The 16,968-nt window shown below is 51.5% G+C and carries 14 protein-coding genes; 8 read left to right on the forward strand and 6 right to left on the reverse strand.

The features are described 5' to 3' along the window. Nucleotides 1–181: 181 nt before the first annotated feature. Nucleotides 182–1,717, reverse strand: coding sequence for a nicotinate phosphoribosyltransferase (locus tag SE18_RS13760; RefSeq protein ID WP_054535043.1), 1,536 nt, complete (start codon nucleotides 1,715–1,717; stop codon nucleotides 182–184). Between the two features lie 341 nt (nucleotides 1,718–2,058). Here SE18_RS13760 and SE18_RS13765 point away from each other — a divergent pair, with 341 nt between their 5' ends. The 5 genes from SE18_RS13765 (at nucleotide 2,059) to SE18_RS13785 (ending at nucleotide 9,005) form a co-directional block, all read left to right on the forward strand. Further along, nucleotides 2,059–3,738, forward strand: coding sequence for an acyl-CoA mutase large subunit family protein (locus SE18_RS13765; protein WP_054535044.1), 1,680 nt, complete (start codon nucleotides 2,059–2,061; stop codon nucleotides 3,736–3,738). Nucleotides 3,739–3,863: 125 nt separating this feature from the next. After that, a complete protein-coding gene (locus SE18_RS13770; RefSeq protein WP_054535045.1) occupies nucleotides 3,864–4,955 on the forward strand; it encodes an nSTAND1 domain-containing NTPase in 1,092 nt (363 codons plus the stop codon). Nucleotides 4,956–5,198: 243 nt separating this feature from the next. Next, the gene (gene glpX / locus SE18_RS13775) at nucleotides 5,199–6,185 is read left to right on the forward strand and encodes a class II fructose-bisphosphatase (RefSeq protein WP_054535046.1); all 987 of its coding nucleotides are present in this window, start codon (nucleotides 5,199–5,201) and stop codon (nucleotides 6,183–6,185) included. A 350-nt stretch (nucleotides 6,186–6,535) separates the two neighbouring features. Next, nucleotides 6,536–7,786 carry a transcription termination factor Rho gene (gene rho / locus SE18_RS13780; protein WP_083469902.1) on the forward strand — a complete coding sequence of 417 codons (1,251 nt, stop codon included), beginning with the start codon at nucleotides 6,536–6,538 and terminating at the stop codon, nucleotides 7,784–7,786. A 403-nt stretch (nucleotides 7,787–8,189) separates the two neighbouring features. Then, nucleotides 8,190–9,005 carry a mechanosensitive ion channel family protein gene (locus tag SE18_RS13785; RefSeq protein WP_054535047.1) on the forward strand — a complete coding sequence of 272 codons (816 nt, stop codon included), beginning with the start codon at nucleotides 8,190–8,192 and terminating at the stop codon, nucleotides 9,003–9,005. On the opposite strand, the gene SE18_RS13790 is transcribed toward SE18_RS13785, so the two are convergent. Both SE18_RS13790 and SE18_RS13795 read right to left on the reverse strand, forming a co-directional pair. Continuing rightward, the gene (locus SE18_RS13790; RefSeq protein WP_054535048.1) at nucleotides 8,941–9,297 is read right to left on the reverse strand and encodes a putative quinol monooxygenase; all 357 of its coding nucleotides are present in this window, start codon (nucleotides 9,295–9,297) and stop codon (nucleotides 8,941–8,943) included. The two genes, SE18_RS13785 and SE18_RS13790, sit on opposite strands and share 65 nt — an antisense overlap. 69 nt (nucleotides 9,298–9,366) lie before the next feature. Further along, on the reverse strand, nucleotides 9,367–10,134 hold the full coding sequence (locus SE18_RS13795) for an MBL fold metallo-hydrolase (RefSeq protein WP_054535049.1): 768 nt from the start codon (nucleotides 10,132–10,134) through the stop codon (nucleotides 9,367–9,369). 116 nt (nucleotides 10,135–10,250) lie between these two features. Here SE18_RS13795 and SE18_RS13800 point away from each other — a divergent pair, with 116 nt between their 5' ends. From SE18_RS13800 to panB, 3 genes are all read left to right on the forward strand, one after another. Continuing rightward, nucleotides 10,251–10,949 (forward strand): lysoplasmalogenase, encoded by a 699-nt coding sequence (locus tag SE18_RS13800; RefSeq protein WP_054535050.1) that lies wholly within the window; start codon nucleotides 10,251–10,253, stop codon nucleotides 10,947–10,949. Nucleotides 10,950–11,397: 448 nt separating this feature from the next. Continuing rightward, nucleotides 11,398–12,228, forward strand: coding sequence for a Rossmann-like and DUF2520 domain-containing protein (locus tag SE18_RS13810; RefSeq protein ID WP_054535052.1), 831 nt, complete (start codon nucleotides 11,398–11,400; stop codon nucleotides 12,226–12,228). A gap of 727 nt (nucleotides 12,229–12,955) precedes the next feature. Then, nucleotides 12,956–13,822, forward strand: a complete 867-nt coding sequence (gene panB / locus SE18_RS13815) for a 3-methyl-2-oxobutanoate hydroxymethyltransferase (RefSeq protein ID WP_054535053.1) — start codon at nucleotides 12,956–12,958, stop codon at nucleotides 13,820–13,822. A 53-nt stretch (nucleotides 13,823–13,875) separates the two neighbouring features. Here panB and SE18_RS13820 read toward each other — a convergent pair whose 3' ends face one another. The 3 genes from SE18_RS13820 to SE18_RS13830 form a co-directional block, all read right to left on the reverse strand. Further along, entirely contained in the window at nucleotides 13,876–14,649 is a 774-nt protein-coding gene (locus tag SE18_RS13820) for an HAD-IIA family hydrolase (protein ID WP_054535054.1), read from the reverse strand. Between the two features lie 231 nt (nucleotides 14,650–14,880). Then, a complete protein-coding gene (locus SE18_RS13825) occupies nucleotides 14,881–15,930 on the reverse strand; it encodes a glycosyltransferase family 2 protein (protein ID WP_083469905.1) in 1,050 nt (349 codons plus the stop codon). A 78-nt stretch (nucleotides 15,931–16,008) separates the two neighbouring features. Beyond that, a complete protein-coding gene (locus tag SE18_RS13830; protein ID WP_083469906.1) occupies nucleotides 16,009–16,875 on the reverse strand; it encodes a lysophospholipid acyltransferase family protein in 867 nt (288 codons plus the stop codon). Nucleotides 16,876–16,968: the final 93 nt, after the last annotated feature.

Consider the following 16,968-nt stretch of genomic DNA (forward strand, 5'->3'; position numbering starts at 1 on the left):
ATCCTTGTTGCGGGGATCAATCTGCCCCAAGCGACCACGAATCCTGCAAACAACCCATGCTAATGGTATTGCTCACAGGATTCTCTGGCAGCATCGATTTGGCAAGTTGAATAATAAATTTATTAAAAATCTTTATAAATACGTCGGCAAATACGCATCTGATGATTAATATGATTCAGATTTAGCCTTTGCGCATCTCTTTAATTAAGTTCTGTTTCAATTCCCACAAGCGTTGGCTGAGCGAAACGTGATAGATGTGGGGATTGACCAAGCGCAAAACCCCAGGATCAAGCCGCGCCAAATCGCGCACGCGGCGTTCGCGCAACTCGGCCAAATCGGGCACATCGACCACGCGTCGCCCAGAATCGAGCACCGTGGTATACAAGGCTTCAATAGTGTGGTCGGCAGGCGTGAGCGTGCGTTGTTTGCCTGCATCAGTTGGGTGATACAAATTCAGCGCTTCGCTTTGCTGTGGATGTTCGTCATCCAAGGTCAAAACATCGGCGCTGGCGCGGCCACGGCTATCGTAGACTCGCCATGCTGCTTTACGCCCAGGCGTTGGGGTTTTCTGCGGGTTCTCCGAGAGCTTGATCGCCGGCTTCCATGTATCGCGATCAAACAATGAAACCAATTTGTACACGCCGCCCAAAGCTGGCTCGCCCCACGATGTGACCAAATGCGTGCCAACCCCAAAGACCAAGCGTTTGATCACTGCATCGGCTTCGAGTCCATAGCGCGGAGCTTCGGCGCGAATTTGGGTCAGAATTTGCCAAATCACCAGCTCATCGAGATTGTTTGAAAGCACAATCGCCACATCGGGAAAGCCAGCACTATTGAGCATTTTGGCCGATTGAATGCTGAGATAGGCCAAGTCGCCAGAATCGAGCCGAATGCCAACGGGTTTGTGGCCTTGGCGACGCAGTTTTTCAAATACCTTAATTGCGTTCGGCACGCCGCTTTCCAAGGTATTGATCGTATCGACAAGTAGCAAGGTGTCGTCGGGATAGGCTTCGGCGTAGGCTTCGAATGCGCCTAATTCGCCCATACCCAAGGCCATGGCGGTTTGGACCAAGCTATGGGCATGCGTGCCGCTTGGTTGCACGCCCATATCGAGGGCTGCCCCAACGTTCGATGAGGTATCAGCGCCACCGATTAATGCAGCCCGTGTGGCCAAATTGGCTCCCCAGCCTTGGGCGCGGCGCAAGCCAAATTCCAAAAACAAGCCATCGCCAGCGCTCTCGCGCACCCGAGCCGCTTTGGTGGCAATCAAGGTGCTGAAGTTGAGCATATTCAGCAAGGGGGTTTCGAGAATTTGGGCTAGTACCAGTGGGCCTTCGACAATTGTCATTGGCACAGTGTGGTGCACCACCCGGCCTTCGGGAATCGCGCGAATCGTCAGATTGCGCAGATCGCCATATTTGCGCAGCCAGCCCAAGAAATCATTATCAAACAAGGATTGACCAGTACGGCCTTTCATGGTCGAAAGTGCGCCAATTTCGCCCTCGCCAAAGCGTGCAGTATCCATCCATTCGAGCAATGGTTGCATGCCTGCGGCTACCGCATAGCCCGCCGCATGTGCGCCATAATTGGGATAGGCACGGAAATAGTGATCGAACAAGGCTGGCCGTTCGTGCAGCCCCAAACGGTAATAAACCTGCGACATAGTTAGCTGATATTGATCGGTGAAGAGAATGCCATGTTGAAAGCGCGTTGTCATCTATCACGTCCTTTGAATTTCAAATCGACTTAGTGTCTATAATACACTAATTAACAAGAATTGCAATATGATCCACGAAGAGCACGAAGGTTGAAACCGCGAAGAGCACGAAGAACGCGAAGGACGTTTTTTGCCACAGATTGCCCAGATTGCCCCAAATTATTCTTTCCTAAAGCCCAAAGCCATTTTGATTTCTGATTTTTGCCTTCTGATTTCTATGCTTCATCCTTTCACTCTGTTCTATGCTCTTTGCTCTATGTTCTATCTTGGCGGTTCTTTGCTACAATGGATGCATATCGCATGAACGTTGAGATTTTTCATAACCCAAGGGGGAAACGACGATGTTTAGTCCCGATCAGTTAGCTCAAATGCGGGCGGCGCAGGAGCGCTGGAACGATGAAACGCTGGCTCCGACGCTCCAGAAAACTCCTGAACGTCCGGCGTTATTTAGCACCGTCTCAAGCGAGCCGATTCAGCGGTTGTATACGCCGCTCGATATTGCCGAGACCGACTATGCCAAGGATATTAGCTTTCCTGGCGAGTTTCCCTATACCCGTGGGATTCACCCAACTGGCTATCGCGGCAAGCTCTGGACAATGCGCATGTTTGCTGGTTTTGGCACTGCTGAAGAAACCAATGCCCGCTTCAAATATCTGCTAAGCCAAGGCCAAACTGGGCTTTCGACTGCTTTCGATATGCCAACGCTCTATGGCCGCGACACCGATCATCCCTTGGTCGAAGGCGAATTTGGCAAGTGTGGGGTGGCCGTCACCTCATTGGCCGATATGGAAATTTTGTTCGATGGCATTCCATTGGATCAAGTGACCACCTCGATGACGATTAACTCGCCAGCAGCAATTATTTGGGCAATGTATATTGCGGCGGCGGAAAAACGGGGTATTTCGCGCGCCAAATTGGGCGGCACGCTCCAAAACGACATCCTCAAAGAGTATGCAGCCCAAAACGAATATATTTTTCCAATTGCTCCATCGATGCGCTTGGTCGTCGATACGATTGAATTTGCGGCCCAACACATGCCCAAGTGGAATCCGGTTTCGGTCAGCGGCTATCATATTCGCGAAGCTGGCTCAACTGCGGCCCAAGAATTGGCCTTTACGCTTGGTGATGGCTTGGCCTATGTCAAAGCCTGTATCAAACGGGGCATGAATATTGATGATTTTGCGCCACGAATTTCCTATTTCTTCAATGCTCACAACGATTTCTTCGAAGAAATTGCCAAATATCGCGCTGCGCGGCGGGTGTGGGCACGTCAAATGCGCGATGTTTATGGCGCGAAAAATCCCCGTTCGTGGTGGATGCGCTTTCACACCCAGACTGCTGGCGTTTCGCTGACCGCCCAACAACCAGAAAACAACATTGTGCGGGTCGCGATTCAAGCCTTGGCAGCGGTCATCGGCGGCACGCAATCGTTGCACACCGATGCGATGGACGAAGCGCTCGCCTTACCATCAGAAAAAGCCGTCACGATTGCGCTGCGCACCCAGCAAATTATTGCAGAAGAAAGCGGCGTAACGAACACTGTCGATCCGTTGGCTGGCTCGTACTTTGTTGAAGCCCTGACCAACCGCATGGAAGCAGAATGTCTCGATTACTTCCGGCGGATCGAGGAGCAAGGTGGCATGGAAGCTGCTTTGGAAAAAGGCTGGATTCAACAACAAATCGCCGATTCGTCATATCGCTTCCAACAAGAAGTTGATAGCGGCCAGCGCGGCTTTGTTGGGGTCAACAAATACACCGTTGACGACCCAATTGAAATTCCAATTTTGCAAATGGACCCCAACGGCGAGAGCAAACACATGGCGCGTTTGAACAAAGTGCGCAACGAACGTGATCAAGCTCGTTGGGCGGCAGCTATGGACAACTTGCGCCAAGCAGCTCAAGGCGATCACAATCTGATGGAGCCAATTTTGGCAGCGGTCAATGCCTATGCCACCTTGGGCGAAATGTGCGATGTGCTACGCGAAGTCTTTGGCGTCTATCAAGAAGTGATGATCGTCTAATTTGAACAAAAGAGCATAGAGCAAAGAACATAGCTCTTTAGAACTTGCTAAGTTTCGAGTATCATAGGCTTATGCTGAGCTAACGATTTATGATGTTCTATGCTCTTTGTTCTATGCTCTAACTTATGAAACAACGCTATTTTTCCACAGCACCCATCCACGATCCGCGCGACTTTGTTGGGCGTGAGCGTGAAATTGTTCAAATTAACGAAGCCTTGGCGGCTGGTCGCTCGTGTGCAGTGATCGGCCCGCAAGGCAGCGGCAAAACCTCGTTGCTGCATCATATTGGCCAAGCAGTGGCCATGGTGCTCGATGAGCCTCCCCAAGTTGTTTTTCTCAGCCTAACGCGGGTTAACGACGCCCGTGATTTGTATTCGCCAATGTTGCGGGCCTTACGCGCCAACGGCGACGATGAGCTAAGCCTAACCCAAGCCTTCAACGAAACCAATACCCCGCCAATGTTGCTGTTGCTCGATGATTTGGAAGCGGCGGGTTTGGGCTGGATTGGCGTTGTGCGCAGTGCGCTGCGTGGCTGGGTTAACCAAGGCTTTTTGCAAATCGTGGCGGCCAGCAGCCAAGCGCTTGATCACGTTGCGCCTGATTTACAAAGCACGCTCAGCCAAATCACGCTGCCACCAATGCCTGAGCGCGAAGTGCGCAGTTTAATCGATACCCTGAGCCAAAGTGCCAACCTTGATCCTGATCCTGCCACCATCAACCAAGTCATCAATCTGGCTGGTGGCTATCCAGCAGCGATCAAATTGGCCTTGGAAACCTGGGCGCAGTCGCAGGCCACGACGGGTTTTGATTGGCAGCAAGTCTTTCGCGAGCAGCAACAACAAGCAGCCCATGCCAGCAATGGCTTGGGTGGCTATAGCACAACGATTGAAAGCGAAGCCCTGTCAACCAAGGTCAAGCAGCATCCTGCTCAGCCGAGCGAACCACGAGCTAAAGCAGACGAACCGCAGCGCCCGCGCACTTACAAAGCCGACGACCCGAGCGAATTTTTGATTATGCTGATTTTATTATCGCTGGCGGTATTGCTTGGCTATTTGGTTGGCTCGTGGTTGGGCCTCGTGGTTGGGTTGGCCGTTTTGGGCATGTGGGTTGGCTTGGCGCATGCGATGGTACGCTGGCGTGGCAATGGCGCGCTGAGCCATATCTATGTGCGGGCCACGCGCTGGCTGCCCTTGGTGGGCCGTTTTGCCCCCAAATAGTTCCCACATCTGCTGCTTGATCCTAGGACTAAGAACCTACTCCGTTGGGATAAAAAACTATGGTATTATCAGCCGCAGTTAGGCGAACCAAAGGCTCACACGCTTAATTCAACATCCTACAAGATTAATTGTGCTCGTTAGCAATCATCAATTGCTGCCGACTTTGCGAAATATGGTACAATCGCATTTTTAGAATAATCGTAAAGCTCGCAAGCGATGATATTGCGCAACAAGGAGGTTGGCATGAAGCTGGAGCGTAATTTGGGGTTTGAGCTCCAACGGGCGACGGAAGCGGCTGCGTTACGGTCAGCTCGCTGGATGGGTCGGGGCGATAAGAACGAAGCCGATGGTGCGGCGGTCGATGCCATGCGTTTTGCGCTCAATGCCACCGATATGGATGGGATTGTGGTGATTGGCGAGGGCGAAAAAGATGAAGCACCGATGCTCTACATTGGCGAGCAGATCGGCAACGGCAACGAACCAAAGGTTGATATTGCGGTCGATCCAGTTGAAGGCACGACTTTGCTGGCGCAAGGGATGCCGGGGGCAATTGCGGTCGTCGCAGCGGCGGAACGCGGCAGTCTTTTCAACCCGCCTGGAATCGTCTACATGGATAAAATTGCCGTTGGCGAATCGGCCAAGGGTAGTATTGATATCAATGCTTCGGTCGAAGACAATATCCGAAGCGTTGCCAAAGCACTTAAAAAACGGGTCGAAGACGTAACCGTGATTGTGCTTGATCGGCCCCGCCATCACGAGGTTATTGCGCGGATTCGTGAATTGGGCGCGCGGATTAAGCTGATTTTGCATGGTGACGTTGCAGCGAGCCTCATGCCGAGTATGCTTGAGGCACCCGCAGATATTTTGATGGGCATTGGCGGAGCACCAGAGTCGGTGATTTCGGCCTGTGCCATGAAGTGTACTGGCGGCGAGATTCAGTGTAAGCTCTGGCCTCGCAATGAAACTGAGCGCGACCTAGCCCGCCAGAATGGCTTGGATCTCGACAAAGTGTACACGACCAACGATTTGGTACAAGGAGACAATATTTTTTGGGCGGCGACGGGAATTACGACCGGAGACTTTCTCAAGGGCGTACAATTTTTTGGGTGGGGTGCTACCACTCACTCGTTGGTTATGCGTTCGGCCTCTGGCACAGTGCGCTACATCGAGTCTCGTCACCGTTGGGATAAATTGATGCGGATCTCAGATTTGCCGTTTGCTGAGCACTAAACCTATCATTGCTGCATAAGTTAGAAATTGCTTAAAATTGGGCAACGTCATGCTAAAAATGGCGTTGCTTGCTTTTGTCAGTCGTGGTATACTGCGTGCGACGCATTTGGGAATCCCCTTCCAGCGTCACATTCACACATCTCCAAACAGCAGCCAACTATTTAAAACACAACTCATTGTTACATCCCCTCACAAGATCGCTTCCCATTGTGGGCACGTCCGTGAACGCATGGTAGTGCGGCATATTGGTTGAACTATGCTATTTAGTTCGCCACGCAACGCCATTGATTTTTTGAAGAGGTCGGATGATGCACGCCCGCTGTAAGAATTCATCGTAGGAGGATAGCACGGTGGTCAACCTTGCTGATTTAGAAAACAAAACGTTGAGCGACCTCCAAGAAATGGCTCGGGAGTTAGATATCTCTGGCTATAGTCGCCTCAAGAAACAAGACCTCATTTACAAATTAATTCAGGCTCAAACTGAACAAGCAGGCAATATTTTCAACACGGGGATTCTCGACATCGTTTCTGATGGTTTCGGGTTTCTGCGAAGCGATCGGATGCTGCCTGGCCCCGATGATGTGTATGTCTCGCAAACCCAAATTCGTCGCTTTGGCCTCCGCACTGGCGACCGCATCTCCGGCCAAATTCGCCCACCCAAGGAAAGTGAACGCTACTATAGTTTGCTGCGGGTTGAATTAGTCAATGGTATGGACCCTGAGCAAGCTCGCAAGCGCCCCCATTTTGAAAAATTGACCCCGATTTTTCCCAATGAACGCTTTATTTTGGAAACCGAGCCGCAAATTCTCTCAACGCGCTTAGTTGATTTGATTGCGCCAATCGGGCGTGGCCAGCGGGGCTTGTTGGTTTCGCCACCCAAAGCTGGCAAAACGATGTTGATGAAGGCGATTGCCAATGGCATCACCACCAACTATCAAGATGCCCACTTGATGGTTTTGTTGATTGGCGAGCGCCCAGAAGAAGTAACTGATATGCGGCGCTCAGTCCGTGGCGAAGTCATTGCCTCGACCTTCGATGAGCCAGTCGAAGACCATACCAAGGTTTCAGAAATGACCCTCGAACGAGCAAAACGCTTGGTCGAAGGCGGCCAAGATGTGGTGATTTTGATGGACTCGATCACTCGTTTGGCCCGTGCCTACAACTTGGATATGCCGCCATCAGGTCGGACGTTGACTGGTGGGATCGATCCGGTTGCGTTGTATCCCCCGAAGCGTTTCTTCGGCGCTGCGCGGAACATCGAAGGCGGCGGCTCCTTGACGATCATCGCTACTTGTTTGGTTGATACTGGTAGCCGCATGGACGACGTGATTTACGAAGAATTCAAGGGTACTGGCAACATGGAATTGCATTTGGAACGGCGCTTAGCTGAACGCCGCACCTATCCTGCAGTCGATATTGCCCGCTCTTCAACGCGGCGCGATGAATTGTTGCTCTTGCCTGAGCAATTGCGCCAAGTTTGGACCTTGCGGCGGATGGTGAGTATGTTGGGCGAAAACGAAGGCACCGAATTGGTGCTGACGCGCATGTCCAAAACTCGCACCAACGATGAGTTCTTGCTGACGCTCAACAAGAGCCTCTAGGATTCGATTCATCGCGATTCTTCCCTGTTCTCATTCGTTGAGGGCAGGGAAGCGGTTTTTAAAGGATGAAATATGAAGGATGAAGGATGAAGAAGCGTTTTGATCCACGCAGGGTTGAAACCGCGAAGAGCGCGAAGGACGCGAAGGTTAAGTTTTTAGCCACGAATTGCACGAATTACACGAATAATTTTTTAGCCACAGATTCCACAGATTTATTTGATTCTAATTTCTCTTAGCCTAATGCCAAGCACATGAGCCCCAAACCCCAACTCCTATGTTCTTTACTCTATGTTCTATGTTCTCACTTCATCCCTCATCCTTCATCCTTCATCCTTTCCTATGCTACTCTGTGGCATGCGAATTGCCGCAGCATTTGGCGAAAAACAACTAGCAGAGGAACTCTATGTTCGATTGGATTCAACCTTACTTACCACCTGTCAATAGCATTTCTTACTATATCTTGCGAGGCACACTGACGTTTTTGCTGGTGGCAGTCGCCGCCCGCGCGATTAGCATTATCATTCGGCGAGCTTTTCTCTCGAATGCCCAATTGCTCCGCCATAACCTCAGCGAGCGCCGCCGCACCACCTTGCGGGCCTTGGTTTCGTCGTTGACCAATGGCTTGGCAATATTAATTTCATTGTTTTTGATTTTGGGCATGTTTGTGCAGCCAAGCGCCTTATTTACTTTTTTGGGCTTGTTTAGCGCTGGCTTGGGCTTTAGCGCCCGCCCGTATGTGAGCGATTTTCTGGGCGGCATTACCTTGCTGTTCGAGGATCAATTTGCCTTAGGCGATAAAGTGGAGATTGGCGATCGTCAAGTGGTGGGTTGTGTTGAGCGAATTAGTTTGCGTATGACCTATATTCGCGGCGAGTCGGGCGAGCTTTGGCTGGTGCCAAATGGCGATATTCGCACGATTCGCAATTTTACTCGCGGCAAATGGTCGCCAGCCAGCATTAAATTAACCGTGCCAACCACCAAACTTGATGAAACGATGGTCGTTCTGCACCAAATTATCAGCGATCCAGGCGATGATGTGATCGAAACCCCTGAAATCATCAGCGAAGATGGTGAGATTGGTGCAGTAACGACGACGATTACATTAAAAGTTAAAGCCCGCTATAGTATGGCTCCGGCAGTCCGTGAGCGCTTGATTACTCAGTTGCAGGCGGCGTTAACCGAGCACCATGTGTTGGCTGCGGATGAAAATCGGGAATAGCATCGCCAGTTAAGGCATCGTAAGAAACTGCATCGGCAGGCTCGCGCAACAGCGATTTGACCCGTGGCCAAAAACCACGGAAAAACTCCGAGCGGCGATAGCGTTGCAAGTCACGGCCTGATTCCCAAGTGCTCCAGGTTGCAAAGGCGGTTGGGTCGCCAGTTTCACGTAACAGCGATAAGGCTAAACAGCCTTCTTGATGGCGAATTGTTGGCTCGCATTCAGCATAAAATGCAAGGAATTCTGCTACATGTTCGGGTGCAAATTTTAACCGAACTAAGCGCACAACCATTGGCATAGCTCCTTATTGGGAAGTGACACAAAAAGAGGTGGCCGTAACCACAACGCTATCTTAGCATGCTTATGCTTCGCTCAATGCAAAAACAGCGCCATCATGGGCGATCAAAACTTCGCCTTGGAAAATCTTGGCGACGCGGGCCAACACTTCGGCCTCGGGCGCTGTATTGATTGGGCTATAGTGGGTCAGAATCAGCCGTTGCACGCCAGCGCTTTGGGCTGTAGTTGCCGCCTGTTCTGGGGTTGAATGGGTTTCAAAGGGTGTTGACACTGTGCATTCATGAATTAATGTATGTGCACCTTGGCTTAGCCCAACCAATGCCTCGCATGGCCCACTATCCGCCCCATAGACCAAACTGCGTTTGCCAGGCTGATCGATGCGCAAGGCTAAAGTTGGGCGGCTATGATAGGTTGCTGCGCTGCTGAAGCTTGCACCGAGATCGAATGGCAATTCGATTGTACCGCCAGCATCGGCCACCGTTTGAAAGCTTGGCGTGATTGCATGAATGCCCAAATCGGCTGCTTGGATGACCGCCTCAGCAGTGGCGATTGTGCGTTGATTGCCAAAAACCAGCAATTCGCCGTTATGTTGCGCCAACCACAGGTGTAACAACAAACTTGGCAAGCCCATCAGATGGTCTGGGTGATTATGCGAGATGAAGATTGCCCGCAGTTGGCGTGGATCAAGCCCATATTTGAGCATGCGGCGATACGGGCTGCCGCCGCAATCAAGCAAGACCAAACCAGCCTCGCTTTGCCAAACATAGCCACTATTTTCACGCTCAGCATCGGGAAGTGCCGTGCCAGAACCAAGCACAATTAAATTGTTCACGATGATCTCCTTTGGTCGTGAAAGATGCGCAGAAAGCGCAGCAATTAGTATAATAGGCCACAAAAGACCAGACAAGGGTGCAAAATTACGATTTTGTAGCCACTATAGGAGCCAGTATGGACGCACTCTCCGCCCCAATGCAGCTTTGGTTGGCTGGATTATTGATCGCTTGGGCGCTTGTGCTCGTTGGTGGATTTGTGCTTGGGCGACCCAATCCAGAGGGCACGCGGCGCATGACGCTTTGGGGCCGTTTAGGCTCATCGGCTATCTTGGTTGTGGCTGCTTGGAGTTGGTGGTGGCAATTGCGCCAAACCCACAATCTGACGGCATTATTGCTCGCCGTTGGCATGAGTTTGGGCTTTTTAGGCGATTTATTTATGGCCAAAGTTTTTCCAATTAACAATTATGTGCTTGGTGGAATGAGCGCGTTTGGCTTGGGCCACATTGCCTATATTAGCGCTGGCTTGCTGATCGAACGCTTTGATTGGCTGAGTTGGCTCATTTGGATGATCGTTGGCGCAATTGGCTGGTATATGATCGTCTGGCACGATAGCTCGCGTAGCCGTTTGCATCAAGTTGCCTTGCCCTATTCGCTTTTGCTTGCGAGCACAACTGGGGTGGCAACTGGGGTGGCCTTGGAGCAATTGCCGATGGCGACATTTGCGCTTGGGGCTGCGCTGTTTTTGCTCAGCGATTTGGTGTTGGCCACCCAATTGTTTAATAATGCTCATTGGCGCGGAATTGGCGATGTGGTTTGGTTCACCTATGGCCCAGCCCAAGCCTTGATTGTCTATAGCATGGCGTGGTTGGTGTAGGTTGGGCGATGGGAACCGCGTTTTGATCCACGAAGGGCACGAAGAATGGGAAAAAGAACCATAATAATACTCTACGGAAAAACATTTGGGGGTGCTGGGGGAGGAAAACCCCCGGCGTTTCCCTCCGGCGGAGGGACGGAAGGGTGGCGAAATAATTTTTGGAGCGCAGGAATTTTCGGTCGGAGCCGCGAAGCTATCGAAGCTGGGGCTAAATCTAGCATTCAAGCACAGCGCTAAAAGCCAAACCAAGCCCAATTTTGCTTGGATTGATTGACATTTAACAGAACGTGCTACAATGATCATGCTCTCGACCATTGTTGGCGGGAAGCACTGGTTCGTTTTCTGGTTTCAAACACCACTTGGATCGCAACCGACCGAGATGGTAAGTACACAGTGATGTGCTTCGTTCTCCTCGGCTGACGCGATTCGGCGTTGCGGAGGTTTTTTTATGGCTTTTTCCGCTCGACCGACGGTCGGCATGCTTGGCGCAGGCAAGGTTGGCACTGCTTTGGCTTTGGCTTTAAAGCGGGCTGGCTATCCGCTTGCTGGTGTTTCCTCACGTTCAGCAACGTCGGCCCAAGCTTTGGCCCAGCAGCTTGAATGCTCGGTGCTGGCACCTGATGCGTTATTCACTCAAGCCCAACTCGTTTTTCTGACGATCCCCGATGATCAATTGGCGCCGTTAGCCCAATCACTCGCTGCAACCCTGCCGCATGGCACTGGCATTGTGGCCCATTGTTCGGGCGCTTTGACCAGCAGTGTGTTGCAGCCCTTGCAATTGCTTGGTTGCCAGGTTGCTAGTTGTCATCCATTGGCTCCGTTTGCTAGCAGCACAACTCCGTTACCCCAAGCCATTACTTGGGCAATCGAGGCCGATCCAGCGCTGTATGCTGTGCTGGCCGAGCTTGTTCAGGCTGTTGGTGGACTTCCCCGCCCAATTCAGGCCGCGCATAAAGTGCTGTATCACAGTGCCGCCGTGCTCTCGGCCAATTATGCTATTACCCTTGCGGCGCGAGCCGTCGATTTGCTGCAACTTTGCGGTTGGTCGGGGCCAGAAGCCTTGCAAGCGCTCGTGCCATTATTGCGCGATAACGTCGAGAATTTGGCGCGGCTTGGCTTGCCGCAAGCATTAACTGGCCCATTGGCTCGCGGCGATTATGGCACGGTCGAACGCCATCTTCAGGCGCTCGATGTCAATGCTCCCGAGATTGCGCGCTTGTATCGAGCGTGCATTGAGGCAACTCAACCATTGTTAACCCTAAGAAAGTATGAGGGATGAGGGATGAAATCAAAAGTCAAAAGTCAAAAGTCAAAATAGGGGCGAGATAGCGGGGTTTCGTTTTTAATGCAGCGGCGCAGAGGAAGGATGGCTATGGGCTATGTGTAATGGTTTATTGCCTTAGTAACCGCAGCATTCCCGCATCGCAACCCTATCCCAAGGGTTGGTTTTCACTGTCTACCACGCATCCGCAGGGTCATCAATGGATGCGGTTCGCTCACGAATTGTCCTTGAGGGGGTGCAGGGGGATTAAAGCCCCCTGCGTTTCCCGCTGGCGGGACGGAAGGGTGGAAAAGAACGATGGTGGTTAATGTGATGAACCATTACATCTATGGGCTATCGGGGAGTAGGAACATAATCCCAAAAATCTGTGCAATCTGTGGCTAAAAATAATTATTCATGCAATTCGTGCAATTCGTGGCGAAAAGTAATCTTTGTGGATTTTTAACGCAGAGGCGCAGAGAAGAAGGGCTATAGGCTTCAAGCTTTGGACTATCGGGGATTTGTCAGAAACTTTAGATCCAAAGCCAATAGCCAAAAGCCCATAGCCTTACCCTTCGTGACCTTCGCGTTCTTCGTGGTTTCAGTGGCTTTGGACTATCGGGGATTTGTCAGAAACTTTAGATCCAACTCCAATAGCCAATAGCCTTAACATTCGCGATCTTCGTGCCCTTCGTGAATCAACACGTTAAACACTTTTTTTTCAACCAAGCAAAGGAGCTAAGCAATGCGTACCCAATTGAGCGATATTCAACGGATGAAAGATCGAGCCGAACGCTTGGTGATGGTGACTGCTTACGACTACACTAGCGCCCAATTGATCGATCGTACCGATATTCCCTTGATTTTGGTCGGCGATTCGTTGGGCATGGTCGTGCAGGGCAATAGCTCAACCGTGCCTGTCACAATCGATGAAATTGTCTATCACACCAAAGCCGTGATGCGCGGGAGCAGCAAAGCCCTCGTGGTGAGCGATTTGCCATTTTTGAGCTATACCAGCCCTGAGCAGGCCATCCAAAATGCTGGCAAATTGATGCAGCTTGGCGGTTGTGGCGCGGTGAAACTTGAAGGCGGCGCGAATATGGCGTCGACCGTGCGCCGCTTGGTCGATTTGGGCATTCCCGTGATGGGCCACTTGGGCTTTACGCCGCAATCAGTTAACCAAATTGGGATGCGCGTGCAGGGCAAAACCGTTGCTCATGCCCGCCAGTTGCTCGAAGATGCCTTGGCCTTGGAAGCTGCTGGCGCGTTCGCGATTGTGTTGGAGCTAATTCCTGCTGCCTTGGCCAAAGCCATCACTGAGCGGTTGCATATTCCGACGATTGGCATTGGCGCAGGGGTTGGTTGCGATGGTGAGGTGCAAGTTTGGCACGATATTTTGGGCTTATATAGCGATCATCTGCCACGCCATACCAAGCGCTACGCCGATTTAGGTAGCACGATTGAGCAAGCACTGAATCAATATGCCCACGAAGTGCGCGAGCGGAGTTTCCCAACTGCTGCCAATAGCAGCGTGATCGATGCTAAAACGTTAACCGAAGCGCTCGGTGACCATGCAGTCAGCCTAGGCGCAACTGCCAAAGCAACGGTTTAGAATAAGTGATTAGAGCGAACGTCCGCTGTTGCTCACCAGCGGACGTTTGCTATTTAATTGAACAATTCAGCAACCGATTCAATAATGGCGGTTGGGCGATAGGGATAGCGTTCTGCATCCAAGCGGGTCATCATGCCCGAAAGCACGAGGGCGGTGCGCATGCCTGCCTCGGTACCGCCAATAATATCGGTGTCCATGCGGTCGCCAATCATCATCGCTTCGGCGGCGTGGGCCTCGATGGTACGCAAGGCGGTGCGCATCATCACTGGGTTGGGCTTGCCCACAAAATAGGCCTCTGCATTCGTCGCAGCCTGAATTAAGGCCACAACCGCGCCACATGCTGGCAAAATTCCCCGCTCCGATGGTCCCGAAACATCAGGGTTAGTTCCGATCAGGCGTGAGCCAGCAGCAACTAACCGCACAGCTTGGGTGATCCGTTCAAAGCTGTAGGATGTAGTTTCGCCAATCACCACATAATCGGGGTCATGCTCGGTCATTGTATAGCCAACATCGTAGAGCGCATTGGTCAAACCAGCCTCGCCAATGACGAAAGCTGTGCCATTTGGCCGTTGCGAATCGAGAAATTTGGCGGTGGCCAAGGCCGAGGTATAAATATCTTCAATTTCTAAGGGCAAGCCAATCCGTGCCAAACGCGCTTGCAAATCGCGCGGCGTATAAATTGAATTGTTGGTCAAAACTAGAAATTTGCGGCCTGAAGCCCGAAGTCGACCCAAAAACTCCGGTGCGCCAGGAATAATTTGCGCGCCGTGGACTAAAACCCCATCCATATCGCATAATACGGCACGTACATCATCAAACTGATTCATCATAAGCCTCCCAAAACAAAGTGCGGGACGATAGGCCTATTATAATCCGAAAGGATGAAGGTTGAGGGATGAGGGCTAGCGGAACAATGGTTGGGATTTGCAATAATCATCCAAGCCAAAAGCTTCATCCGCTCTGCGCCTCTGCGTTAAACAATGGATGCAGTGACCTAAGCAAATAGCCAATAGCCTGATCCCTTTTGCCTTTTGATTTTTGACTTCTGATTTTCGTAGCTACTCGTGAATTTCTTGGCCTTCGGTTGGTGGGGAGCGGCGTGCGACCTCGACTTCAAGGTTGCGCAAGCGATAGAGAATTTCTTCGTTGATCCGGCGATTGTTGCCGCTCAAGTCGGCCAAAATGCCAATAAAGAAGGTCAAAATGCCGACAATCATAAATACGCCGCCAATAAAAACCGATTGTAAATAGCGGGTATAGGTCTGATTCGGATCAAGCAGGTAGTAGATCATAAAGCGCAGCAGCAGGCCGCCACCAATCAGCAAAAACGGCAGCGCAAAGTAGGTGAAGGTTTTCAGCGGCTCATATTGGGCATAGGTTCGAATAATCGTCGCGCCTTGGCGTTTAACAAAATTGAAATTGCCACGATGCAAGCGTGATGGTCTGGTTGGCTTGGTGGTAATTGCCACATGGTCAACATTTAGGCGGCGCTTGCCAGCTTGAATTAAATTTTCAATCGTGTAGGAAAATTCGCTGGTGACATACAAGCGCAAGCCAGCTTCTTTGGAGTAGGCGCGAAAACCGCTTGGTGCATCGGGCACATCGGTATCGGAAGCAACCCGTACAACCCAGCTGCCAACCCGTTGCAGTAATTTCTTTTGGGTTGAAAAATGCTCGACGTTTTGGGTTTGGCGGTCGCCAATCACAATATCGGCCTTGCCCTCTAAAATTGGCTTGATTAGCTCTGGAATCGCCGAGCCTGGATATTGATGGTCGCCATCGGTGTTGACGATAATATCAGCGCCAAGTTTGAGCGCCGCATCCATGCCCGATTGAAAAGCTGCCGGCAGGCCTTTGCGCCCCCGATGGCGCACAATGTAGTTAACCCCAAGCTCACGCGCCACCTCAACTGTGCGATCAGTTGAGCCATCGTCGATGACGAGGGTTTCAAAATGCACATTGGGTAAATCCAAGGGAATATCATTCAACACCGCTGGCAAGGTTTCTTCTTCGTTCAAACAGGGAATTTGAATAATCACCCGCCAAGGATGGCTGCGCGTTGGTTCGCTTGGTTGAATATAGGTTTCACTCATTGGCATCGTGGCCATGGGCGTGGCCTTCCTTTGTATGCTAGTTATTTAGCGAATCAGCAGATTGCCTGTATTGGCCCAATAGTAGCACGAAATTCAATCGTTGGCGCGTTCAGGCCAAACTGGTTGCAGCACGCCCCAACTTGCAGGCCAGCGGACAATCCAGGTTTCCAAATAGCTCAGCATTTCACGTGCTACTCGTTCTGCTGCTTGGTCGGCGGTTTCATCGGGCAAGGCTTTAAAGTAGCGAATGGGATCGACGCGAAAGAATGGCTCATTGGCGCCAAACCATGCGCAGCTGCCAAGCGCCACTGGCCAGCCACGTAACGCCAAGCGCGCTGGGCCAATTGGCACATCGGCCAACTCGCCAAAGAAGGGGATTTTGATCGCTTGCGAAGCCAAATCGCGATCGCCTGCTAAAACCACAATTTTCTTAGCTCGCAGTGCTTTGAGCACTTCGCGGCCTGCATTTGGCCCAAGCACAATCAACTCGCCGCCATGGGCTTCGCGCAATTCTTTGACCAACTGCAAATATTCTGGTGGCTCGATGGCCTCGACAACCAGCACCACGGGCAAACCATGGGCCGCCAAGACCGAAAGCCCTGTGCTAAACGCGCCAGTGTGGGCAACCACCAACAAGCCGCCAGTTTCGGCCAGCGCCTGCAAATGCTCTAGGCCAGAGTAATCGAAGCGTTGGCGCATCTGCTCCAAGCTCCACGCTGGCAAGCGCACAAGATCGGCATAATGGCGCAAAACATTAGCAATCACCCGCGATTGCACGTACAAACGGGCTAGGCCTCGCGTTTTGGGGGCAACCCGAGCCAAATTTGAGCGGGTGTTACGGCGGAGTTTGGGGCTGAATAGCGCCAAAAGAGCGCAAACATCGCAGGCTGCATAGACCAGCCAATTGGGGAAACGCGGCAACCAGCGCATTGCCAACCGATACAATTTTAGTGTATTCATAATACTTTAGAACAAAGAGCATAGAACATAGAGCTGCGATAGGGACTAGCTGTCAGGAGCCAGCGGTTAGGCACAGAATCATCAAGCAATAAT

Origin of the sequence: Herpetosiphon geysericola (assembly GCF_001306135.1) — a bacterium.
GTDB classification, from domain to species: Bacteria; Chloroflexota; Chloroflexia; order Chloroflexales; family Herpetosiphonaceae; genus Herpetosiphon; species Herpetosiphon geysericola.